Origin of the sequence: Planococcus circulans, assembly GCF_020023385.1 — a bacterium.
In the GTDB taxonomy this organism is placed as follows: domain Bacteria; phylum Bacillota; class Bacilli; order Bacillales_A; family Planococcaceae; genus Planococcus.
In genome coordinates this window covers 40,351-50,867 of sequence record NZ_JAIQCL010000016.1, presented here as the reverse complement: position 1 = coordinate 50,867, position 10,517 = coordinate 40,351, and the positions used below count along the sequence as shown (strand labels likewise).

Here is a 10,517-nt window from a genome sequence, read left to right as displayed (position 1 = left end):
GCACTGCTATACATTTTGGTCAGGCTTTGTCTACAGTCTGAGCGGAATCCTGTGGTGGATTCCGCTTTTTTTTGTTGATACAACAAGCACAGTACTCTCTATGAATTAAAAATAAAGATGATTAGATTAAAAAAATGACGATGATAGATACTGCAATCTCCATAAAACACCTGTTTTCCCTATTACATCACCAGCCCAAGGATCAAGTTCCCCTACTCCAACTCTTCTTCCGCAAGCAGCTTGAACCCTTCGATCATCGTGTCTTCTTCCACTTCGATCAGGATACAGCGTTTGCCGTTGTAATTGACTTCTTTGACGTATCGTAAGTCTTGGGGACTGATCGCAATATTCGCGACTTTCGTGCTGATTTTGATGGATTTGGATGCATAGCTTGGTACGATATGGCTTGCTTTCATTTCATAGGTCTTGTCCTCCACCACCTGTTGGAATGCCCGCTCCACTTTTTCCGCGCTGACATCTTTTACACCGCTTGCCTTCAGCACACGTGTAATCTCAGTCGTATCCAAAATCGGCGCACTTTCTTCGTCGTCTTCACTTTCCTGTGCCACAACCAGCATCTGGTTGATTTCGTCGTATACGCCGGCGAGCGTTCTTGAATTCACTTCATCGCCGCCAATAACGGCTTTGACAATTTCTTCGAATACCGCTTTTTCTTCCTCAGCCGTAACAATTTCATCACCATTCAAGACATTCTCGATAAACTGGAAGTCCGGTTTATTGGCTTTGCCCGCTGCGTACAGGATGTGATGGATGTCTGCGGCGTTATCCGTAAAACTCGGGAACAAAAACCCTCCGATTGGCGAGCTTAGTTTAATGACGGGGTCGACCAGCACATTTGCCTTGTACTCCTTTTCGACAAAATCAAAGACCAGTGAACTTTTCGGCAATTCGGTTTGGTTCATGCTGCAGAGGATAAACGAAGTCGTATAGACTTCATCCCGCATGTCGATTTCCGTTTCGTCGGGCTGGCGTCTCGTCGTCTTAGAGTAATTCCCGCGGATGAACGTGACCACCATATCTTTTTCATAGGAGCGCTCTTCCACCATCTTCAAGGCGATGCGCTGCATATTCTCTTTCCATTCAGCAACCTCCGCGGCCTGAAGCCCTTCATACAGCAGCTTCTGCGTATGGTCCGCCTGTCCCTCTTCTTGCGGCTGGAATTTCACTTCGAACATTTTGGCATCCAGTTTCCCGCCCAAGACCTTTTTAAAGTTATCGAAAAACAATTCCTGCTGCTCGCGGTCCAACATGGCAAAGGAGCGGCTCTCCTCGTGGTAGATCTCTGTACTTTCCTGTTGGATGTAGATGTTATAGATTTCAGCGATTTTCAATAAATCGGTATCCAGTTTAAATCGTTTACGAATATCTGCTATATCTTTTTTGTTCATTTCCAATTCCAACTCCCTGGCTAATAAAATCCATGTGATGCACAAAAAAAGAGCATCCAAAGCTTTGGTCAGCTTTTGACACTCTGTTATTATACCAATATTTTAGGCAAAGAAAGAAATAGAGCTACTATTCAAGTTAATGTCACAACCCGCTTAACGGCTCTCTTCCTGTAACCGCCGGTGAAGTTGATGGACCCGCTCTGCCAGTTCAGGAACTGGCCCGTCTACTGCTGCATCCTTGATCACTTCTTGTATCGGCAGATTCCGCACACGCGATGGCGTGGCGCCCATTTCGCTTCGCCAATCAGCCAATTGTGCAGATGAGCTTGCGTACACGATTCTTCCCAAGCCGACCAATCCGTGAGCCGCCGCACACATCGGGCAATGTTCTCCTGACGTATAAACCGTCGCTTTGCTTCTTTCTTCAGGAGACAAATGATTGGCCGCCCACCTTGCGATCGCAAACTCCGGATGCTGTGTATGGTCACCACCTGCCACGTGGTTATGGTCTTCAAATAGAACGTCTCCCGCAGCCGAAACAAGTACGGAACCGAATGGCTGGTCACCTTTCCCTAATGCGGTTTCCGCCAACTCCACACATCGCCGCAAATGCTTTAAATCTGTTTCGCTGATCATTGTCGACTCCTCCTTCGTGTGCTGTGCCTTACTACGGATTTTGTTGAATTCCGTAGTAGTTATACTGATTTAATGTGCAATTCCAATCGAGGTGGTTTCATACTTCTTGTCTTTCAATGCTTTTAGGATGAAATGGGCAACATCCGCACGTGAGATGGACTTCGATTTTTCCGGTACACCTTCCGCCGCTTCTCTGTACTTGCCTGAAAACGGACCATTCGTTAACCCCATCGGCCGAACAATTGTGTAGTCCAGTCCATGGGCTTCAATGTGATCAGTCGCAGCCCGGTGATCCTTCAGTGCATTCTTAAGCATTCCCATCATCAACTTCCCGCTTATGCCCGGCAGTTCGTTGTAAATTCCTGCAGAGGCCGTGTAGACGATCCGTTTCACATCATGTTCCTGCATACCTGCCACGATATTTTTCACCATCTCTTGGAGCTCTGACGATTTCTTCATTCCCTGGCTCGAGCCTAAGCACGACACGACCGCGTCATGGCCCGCTATTGCCGCTGCCACTTCCGCTGGATTGAAGGCATCCCCTTGGACTACACTTAACTTCTCATGTGTAAGTTCAAGTTTTGAGGGCGTCCGTACAAACGCTGTGACGTCAAAACCATTCTCCACGGCTTGCTTCACGACGGATTGGCCTACACCGCCTGTTGCTCCGAAAACAATAATTTTCATAACAGTTCACCTTTCTTTCTCATCTTTAGGTAGAGCGTTACCTCTTCTTTGACTAAAATTATAACCATAAATCTGAGTTACTTATGGAATATGCAGACCGCAGCCCATCTACACGAAGAGCCAAATCAATCGGAGACCAGCAGTTCTTTTTGGAAATGAAAGAGGACCCCGCGAAGAGATCCTCACACATTCTTTGCAATCGGAAAGTGTTTGATGTTTTTCTTTCCCCATTCATCCATCATCAACACGATTGGAATTAGGCTTTCCCCCAAAGTTGTCAACGAATATTCCACCTTCGACGGAACTTCAGGAAATACTTTCCGATGAACAATACCATCCTCTTCTAACTCCCTGATTTGAGTAGTGAGCACCTTATGCGTAATTTTTGGAAGCAACCGTTTAATCTCGCTGAATCGTAAAACACCCTCTGTTCCTAAATAATAAATAATGATGATTTTCCATTTGCCGCTAATGATAGACAAGGTCAGTTCTTTTTCGCAATTAAATTCGCCATACTCAATTTCCCTTTTTATTTCTGACCGCAAATCATCCATGAGACTGCCCCTTCCTCCCATTTCTTCCTGAAAGTATCCTTTTGGTAACCTTCTCACAAAAAAGTGCGTTCTTCCAATAAAAAGAATTATAATTTAGAATAAACGGAAGATAGAGAATAGTTAATATAATCTATTACAGTTTCGTCCTTTCTCAGATGCTGGCCTTGGTGCAAAGAGTAAATCTGATATGTGCAAAATTGGATAGGAGATGACAGAAATGGCAGGAAACAGAGCGGTGGTATACAGAGGTGCTGGAAGTGTAGCGGTTGAAGACATTAGTTACCCTGAATTGATCATTAGAGACGGTCCCGGGGTAAATCCATTGAATGTAGGGCGCAAATGTGAACATGGAGTGATTGTAAAAATCGTTACAACGAATATTTGCGGAAGTGATCAACACATGGTGCGCGGCCGGACGACAGCTCCTGAAGGGCTCGTCCTCGGCCATGAAATAACAGGCGAAGTCATTGAAGTGGGCCGTGATGTTGAATTCATTAAAAAAGGCGACCTCGTGTCTGTCCCATTTAACATTGCTTGCGGCCGCTGCCGCAGCTGCAAAGAGCAAGATACACATATTTGCGAGAACGTAAATCCGGATCGCCCAGGTTCTGCTTATGGCTATGTCGACATGGGCGGTTGGGTCGGTGGCCAATCGGAATATGTCATGGTCCCTTACGCAGATTTCCAGTTGCTGAAATTTCCGGACAAAGATCAGGCGATGGAAAAAATACTGGATCTAACGATGCTTTCTGATATTTTCCCGACAGGCTATCATGGTGCCGTGAGTGCTGGTGTAAAACCAGGGTCTACTGTCTATGTTGCCGGGGCTGGCCCTGTAGGCTTAGCCGCTGCCCATTCTGCCCAACTGCTGGGTGCATCTGTTGTCATCGTGGGTGATTTAAACAAGGAGCGACTTGCACAGGCCCATAGTTTTGGCTGTGAAACCGTAAACCTTCGGGAACATCCAGATCTTGGGGAGCAAATCGCTCAAATCCTGGGTGTCCCAGAAGTTGATTGCGCGATTGATTGCGTCGGCTTTGAAGCTAGTGGACATGGCGAGGGAGCCGGTGAAGCACCAGCTATTGTATTAAATTCCATTATGGAAGTTACGCGTGCAGGTGGACGTCTTGGTATACCTGGACTCTATGTAACCGGTGATCCAGGTGCTTCCGACGAGGATGCAAAAATCGGAACCTTGAAGGTGCGCCTAGGACTTGGTTGGGCAAAAGCACATACTTTTGTAACAGGCCAGACTCCAGTGATGCGGTATCATCGTGACTTGATGATGTCGATTTTAAGCGGAAAAGCACAAATTGCCAAAGCGGTAAATGCCACTGTGATCACTTTAGACCAAGCACCGGAAGCATACGCTGAATTTGACCAAGGCGCTTCCAAAAAGTTTGTCATCGATCCTCATGGAAATTTTAATAAGTAAGATATTTTCCTATATGCTCATAGAAAAACAAGGAGGTTCTTTCTTATGAATAAAATTACATTGGAATTGGCAAAGAAAGTGATTGCTGGTGCTGAAGAAGAAGCCACTAAACTCGGCATTGCCATGGTTATTTCTGTCGTGGATGATGGCGGCAACCTAGTCGCCGTTCACCGGATGGATGATGCGTGGTTGGCGAGTATCGACATTGCCCAAAACAAAGCATGGACATCCGTAGCCCTAAAAATGCCGACAGGAAACCTGGCGGATGCGACCGTTCCTGCAGCTGAACTTTATGGGTTAAACACAACCAACAACGGACGCCTTGTCGTTTTTGGTGGCGGAATCCCGCTTGTCGTCGATGACAAAGTAGTGGGTGCCATAGGCGTCAGCGGAAGTTCAGTGCCTCATGATGTGCAAGTTGCGGAAGCTGGTGCAAATGTATTTAATGAGCAGTCAACGTCGTGAAAGTTTCAATATAAAGAAGCGCCAGGAGGATGATCCTGGCGCTTCTTTATATTGGTGGGATGGGAAGTAACCGTTAAGCGAACTAAACATGAACGGCTCCACATAATGAAGGGAAAAGTGTGCGTCGAATCCTTCATATAAGACACCACCCATGTCCCATCGGGTGGTGAATACTCAGATTTCCTACGCTGATACGAATGCTATATACTGAATAAACAGACTTTAATATGATGTTTGGAGGGATCTCATGATGTTCGAAAACAAAGTAGTGATTGTGAATGGTGGAACGGATGGAATTGGCAAAGAAGTGGTTCGTTTCTTTTGTAAAGAAGGGGCTGCCGTTCATTTTACTGGAAGAGATCGTACCAAAGGCTCTCAGGTAGAGAGTGAATGCAACGGGAAGGCTCATTTTTACCAAGTCCATAACGAAAATGTGGAAGAAATCGAAAGCTTTTTTAAAGCACTTGAAAATGATGGGCATGATGTTGATATTTTATTCAACAATGCCGGTATTCTGTCTATAGGAATGGGGCCATTGTCTCGCGTAAAGCTAGATGACTGGAATCAGTTGATTGCCGTCAATCAAACGGCCATTTTCCTCTACATGAAATATTCTTTACTCTTGATGAGTAAGCAAAAAAACGGAGTCATCATTAATAATGCAGCAATCCTTGGAAACGATAAAGTCAATCCGATGCTGCCAGCTTACAGCGGGACCAAAGCAGCTGTGGTTGCGATGACCCAAAGCACGGCACTTCGCTTTGCGAACCAAGGAATCCGGGTCAATTGCATATCCCCTGGCCCTACAGAAACCGACCTGGCCATTAAAGCATATGGCGGAATAGACAATTATGAAAAACAGTCAAAGGGACACCCTAGAGGAAGTTACGGGAAACCAAGCGAGATTGCAGAAGTCGTGCTGTTCCTAGCTTCAGAAAAAGCATCCTATATAAACGGTGCAGAAATAGTTGTAGATGGCGGCTACTCGTTAAAATAAGTGAATTTAGGGGACAGGGACTTTATTTTAAGACAAAGCCCCTGTCCCCTTGTTCATGCTACTATGATTGACCCTGACTTATGGAAGACTGGCTCTGAATTACTGAAAACGATATATCCCGCCCTCGGACAGCAGCTACATATTTGGTCAATAAGCTCTATTACAGTTAATAGATATAAAAGGGACCTACTAGAGTCCCTTAATAGTTTATCCTTATTTATGATAAGGTTCGCCGTAACATGGCTAAGTGCGGATTTCTCTTACTCGTTAGCAACAACTAAACTAAATGATCATAATCCTTGTATTATATGCTTTATCTAACTCATTCTAGTATGCTAGTCGATTTTCTACTCGAATAAAGATTGATGGACAGCCTTACTCCAATAGCTCTTAATTTAAAAATATACGTCACGTGCTCTAATTCCACTTAATAAGCGTGATAATACTTACAAAAATCGTAAAGTGAACTATGGGATAAATGCTTTATTATTTCTCATACCGATTCATTAATTCGCGAATTTTAAATTAACAACAAGATAGCAAATTACTTTTATAAATGCTCTTTTACTTCTGATAACCTTTTTAATAAATTTCTTAAATTGAATGTTTTTACTTTACCTAACTTTCCATCGTTCTCTTCAACATACTTGTCTACCATTCCTATCAATGTATCAATATGTTCAATTTCATGTGAGTGATAATCTGAGGCATTAGATATTCTTAAATATTTCTGATTTAACAAGCGGTTTATATTTACAATAAATTCATTTGAATTCGATAAGTAATCAATAAATTGAAGATCAATTATGATTTTAAAAAAATCCCTCTCAAACTCTACTTTCTCATATAATTCTTTGGTTACTTTATCATCTATTAATGCTTGTAACCAATTATAAACAGCTTGCTTTCTTACCTCGTAGTTTTTTTCTTCAAAATTAACTCGTAGCGCTTCAAGCATGTCGGTTACACCTGTATGCATGCCTCTATTTTTAAAGTCCCATATATCGAAACGTTCTGGAATCTCCCATTCAACTAATAACTTTTCAAATTGTTGGTTTAATATTTGCAATGCGTTTTTAGTTTCATCAAATAACATTTGGTTATCCTCAAGGTTTAAAAACACGTTTGTAATTTCAACAATTTCTGTACATGTGTACACTCCTATTTGTATTTTTGAGAGAACTTCAATTTGTGCATCTCTTAGCGCATCATCATCATATAATCCAAAATAACGTAGTATATCTATAGGTGGGATTTCCTGATCAGAATTTTTAGCCATACTTTTTCTCTTGTACGCTATATAATCTTGGACTTCCCCAATAAAAATATCTACATCTAAAAAGCCGGTTATCACATTTTCGCTAATACTTCTAAAATAATGTATATTCTTAATGATATAATCATTATTTTGATGATATCTTTCTAAAAAGGATTTTTCATAACTTTGCTCTTCCTTATTCGAAGATCCGTAAAAGTGAAAATGGAAACTTCCATGTACAAAATTAAAATCATCGGTATTTGAAACATTTCCATCTTTATACTCTTTACTAACTATTAATATATTTAAAAACATCGTCTTAAATAAAGATTCATCTTCTATTCCAGCCTTAGTTATTTCTATAAGCAACGTACTATATATATCAAAGATAAACCTTAATGTTCTCAAATTTAATTTATCAAATACTTGGTTAATTACGTTGATAAGTTCCTCGGTATGATTTTCGAAGAATGAAACAAATAAAGGATTATCTTCATAAATGGTATGAACTATATTTTCTATTACTTCCGAGTTAGTATATTTAAACTCTAATGTTCTACCTATAACTTTCTCTCTAATTTCTTTATAATTCGTAGCTGTATCAATCTTTTCATCATTAGAAATAAACAAGACCTTTACTTTTTCTTGCTCAATATAATTCGAATTTATATATCCAAAAACTTGTTTTAAAGATAAGTTGTCGTCAATTCTTTCTAAATCATCAAAGATTAAAAAAATACTTTTTAAGAGATTATCCGTTGATTTACTTAACATACTTGTAATATCTTGTTTTAAATTTGATGCCACTCCTTCAAAGTCACCAAGAAAATTTAATACTCCTCCATACCTTCCTAAATATTTAGCTCCTTGATAGGCAATCTTGTTCTTTCCTTCTGCCAACTCAAAAAATACAGCTTCACCAATTTGATCTACACTTGAAAATCCATTTAATGAGATATAACAACATCTATAATGTTCACCCTCAGAATTTTTTACACGGTTTACTTCTGGGATTAAATGTTTTTTTACATAATAAGTTTTCCCTGTCCCCCAAGGACCATTAATTTGAATTGCATACTGTGTTTCAGGTAATGATGCGTACCTTTTAACTGCATCTAAAATGAAGTCCATAATACTCCCCCTAATAAACAAAGTTATTATTAAAAGAATTAAAGGAGACTTTAAAAGCCTCTAATAATTCCGTATTCTCTTGTAATTTATTTGATACCCATGGCTGTGGCAGGTATGGAAATCTTGCATTATTTAAATCACTCACTATATATTGAATAGTCGTCTTTTTATCTTTATATTGCTTTCAAGTTCATTAATTGCACCGTCATAAATTGGTAAACCAAAAGTACGGTTATATTGCTTAAAAAGTAAATATATAATCGCCTTTTGACAACTTGTAAGATTTCTTAGTCTTACTTCCGCGCTTGAATAAAATTGTTACGTGCTCCTGCGCTTTGAATTAACTTCGATATAGAGTAAATAAGATTAATTGTCAAAATTGAAATAGACACAATAAATACTATCCCAATAGCAAAACCATTTTGTTCTCTAAATCCTATCATGAACAGTTTTTCTGGAATGGAAACTGGCGAGAATACTAGTATTCCACTGGTTAAAAAAAGTGCGACCATAATCGATGCAGGCAATGTTAAAATTTCTTTAATATTAAGTTTTATCACGCCCTCCAAATTAATTGGTATTTACTTACATTATACCATTTTTATTTTATATCAAATTTCTATTACAAGAACTTGCAAAGATTTGTTGTTCAATAAAATAGTAAACATAATTTAATAATTAATCTGATTATATGTTTGCTGCTGTTATTTAGTGGGCTTGTTAATATTTCTTCTAGAATAAGTTGTGCCTTTCCCCAATAAAGCTGCAAATTGTAAGTTTTTCCATAAAAAATAGCATCAATTATAGTAAAACCACTGTAATTGATACCAAATTAAAAACCTCATTTACTTATGGTAAGGTTCACCCTTCATAATCCGGAAAGCCCGATACACCTGTTCCACCAAAATCAATCTCATCAATTGATGCGGAAACGTCATCTTCGAAAATGACAGTTTTTCATCCGCCCGCTTCAATACTTCATCATGCAGACCCAAAGAGCCGCCGATGACAAAGACGATTTTGCTGCGGCCGTAGGTCATCAGCGATTCGATGTCTTTTGCCAGCTGCTCGGACGTTTTCATTTTGCCGTCGATCGCCAATGCAATAACATATGCATCCGGGGAAATTTTTGCCAAAATTCGCTCCGCTTCCTTCTTTTTGACGATTTCCATGTCCGCCTCGCTCAGTTGTTCCGGCGCTTTTTCGTCTGCTACTTCGATTTCATTTATTTTTGTATAGCTTCCCAGCCGTTTTGTATACTCTTCAATACCCGACTTCAAGTATTTTTCCTTCAGCTTTCCTACACTGATAATTGAGATATTCACATGTTATCCCCCTTCACAATAAATTTACAAACAAGTTGCCCACAAATGTTATACACATATCCACAGGATTTTCTACATCTTGTGCCCGATCATTCGTTTGCCACAAGATACGTTGCAGCCTCTTCACAGTAGTCACACACTGTGGATAACTTTTCTGTTTCTGATAATTCTGTAAGTATTGGATAGCTTTTCGTCTCTGCTACGAACATGTCCAACGCATGCTCTACATGGGTTTTACAGCATTTTATCTCCATTTTTTACACCTCTTTCGATTTCCGAATATTCCACACAGTTATACACATTTCATCACCTTTTATCCACAACCCATTTTAACAGAAGAAAAGAGCTACGGATAGCGAAGCTTTTCTCCCACTGTGGATTGTTAATAAAAAATTTACAGTCAAAAAGTTATCCACACGCCCTTTTCCTATTCCCGAACAATATGTGCGGTGATTAATCTACGCATTTGCAATTTCGAATAGTATTACACCAAAGCATATTAGCCAAACAATCGTTTATATCTCTGACACTCTTTAAAGAAATAATAGAAAGCACTCCATTGTCCGCCTAAAGTGCTTTCTTAACCTAACAGCAAAAAACCCGCGTAGAATCGAAATTCT

At 40.3% G+C, this 10,517-nt stretch carries 10 protein-coding genes and 1 pseudogene; 3 read left to right on the top strand and 8 right to left on the bottom strand.

Features of this window, described 5'->3' with window-relative positions; translation table 11 throughout:
* Nucleotides 1-212: 212 nt before the first annotated feature.
* From K8U60_RS18230 to K8U60_RS18215, 4 genes are all read right to left on the bottom strand, one after another.
* Nucleotides 213-1,409, bottom strand: a complete 1,197-nt coding sequence (locus K8U60_RS18230) for a DUF4317 domain-containing protein (RefSeq protein ID WP_223643385.1) — start codon at nucleotides 1,407-1,409, stop codon at nucleotides 213-215.
* Nucleotides 1,410-1,562: 153 nt separating this feature from the next.
* The gene (locus K8U60_RS18225) at nucleotides 1,563-2,045 is read right to left on the bottom strand and encodes a nucleoside deaminase (protein ID WP_223643383.1); all 483 of its coding nucleotides are present in this window, start codon (nucleotides 2,043-2,045) and stop codon (nucleotides 1,563-1,565) included.
* 69 nt (nucleotides 2,046-2,114) lie between these two features.
* Nucleotides 2,115-2,732, bottom strand: coding sequence for an NAD(P)-dependent oxidoreductase (locus K8U60_RS18220; RefSeq protein ID WP_223643381.1), 618 nt, complete (start codon nucleotides 2,730-2,732; stop codon nucleotides 2,115-2,117).
* A gap of 182 nt (nucleotides 2,733-2,914) precedes the next feature.
* On the bottom strand, nucleotides 2,915-3,286 hold the full coding sequence (locus tag K8U60_RS18215; RefSeq protein ID WP_223643379.1) for a winged helix-turn-helix transcriptional regulator: 372 nt from the start codon (nucleotides 3,284-3,286) through the stop codon (nucleotides 2,915-2,917).
* A gap of 217 nt (nucleotides 3,287-3,503) precedes the next feature.
* Between K8U60_RS18215 and fdhA the strand changes: the two genes are divergently transcribed.
* From fdhA to K8U60_RS18200, 3 genes are all read left to right on the top strand, one after another.
* Nucleotides 3,504-4,721 carry a formaldehyde dehydrogenase, glutathione-independent gene (gene fdhA / locus K8U60_RS18210; RefSeq protein ID WP_223643377.1) on the top strand — a complete coding sequence of 406 codons (1,218 nt, stop codon included), beginning with the start codon at nucleotides 3,504-3,506 and terminating at the stop codon, nucleotides 4,719-4,721.
* A 45-nt stretch (nucleotides 4,722-4,766) separates the two neighbouring features.
* A complete protein-coding gene (locus K8U60_RS18205; protein ID WP_223643375.1) occupies nucleotides 4,767-5,186 on the top strand; it encodes a GlcG/HbpS family heme-binding protein in 420 nt (139 codons plus the stop codon).
* Nucleotides 5,187-5,433: 247 nt separating this feature from the next.
* Nucleotides 5,434-6,183 (top strand): SDR family NAD(P)-dependent oxidoreductase, encoded by a 750-nt coding sequence (locus tag K8U60_RS18200; protein ID WP_223643373.1) that lies wholly within the window; start codon nucleotides 5,434-5,436, stop codon nucleotides 6,181-6,183.
* Between the two features lie 550 nt (nucleotides 6,184-6,733).
* Here K8U60_RS18200 and K8U60_RS18195 read toward each other — a convergent pair.
* The 4 genes and pseudogenes from K8U60_RS18195 to K8U60_RS18180 all read right to left on the bottom strand — a co-directional run bounded on the left by K8U60_RS18195 (nucleotide 6,734) and on the right by K8U60_RS18180 (nucleotide 10,151).
* Nucleotides 6,734-8,572 (bottom strand): P-loop NTPase fold protein, encoded by a 1,839-nt coding sequence (locus K8U60_RS18195; RefSeq protein WP_223643371.1) that lies wholly within the window; start codon nucleotides 8,570-8,572, stop codon nucleotides 6,734-6,736.
* Between the two features lie 144 nt (nucleotides 8,573-8,716).
* A pseudogene (locus tag K8U60_RS19205) lies at nucleotides 8,717-9,084 on the bottom strand (super-infection exclusion protein B).
* Between the two features lie 333 nt (nucleotides 9,085-9,417).
* On the bottom strand, nucleotides 9,418-9,897 hold the full coding sequence (gene rlmH, locus K8U60_RS18185; RefSeq protein ID WP_142830272.1) for a 23S rRNA (pseudouridine(1915)-N(3))-methyltransferase RlmH: 480 nt from the start codon (nucleotides 9,895-9,897) through the stop codon (nucleotides 9,418-9,420).
* 89 nt (nucleotides 9,898-9,986) lie between these two features.
* Nucleotides 9,987-10,151 (bottom strand): CxxH/CxxC protein, encoded by a 165-nt coding sequence (locus K8U60_RS18180; protein ID WP_223643369.1) that lies wholly within the window; start codon nucleotides 10,149-10,151, stop codon nucleotides 9,987-9,989.
* Between the last annotated feature and the right edge of the window lie 366 nt (nucleotides 10,152-10,517).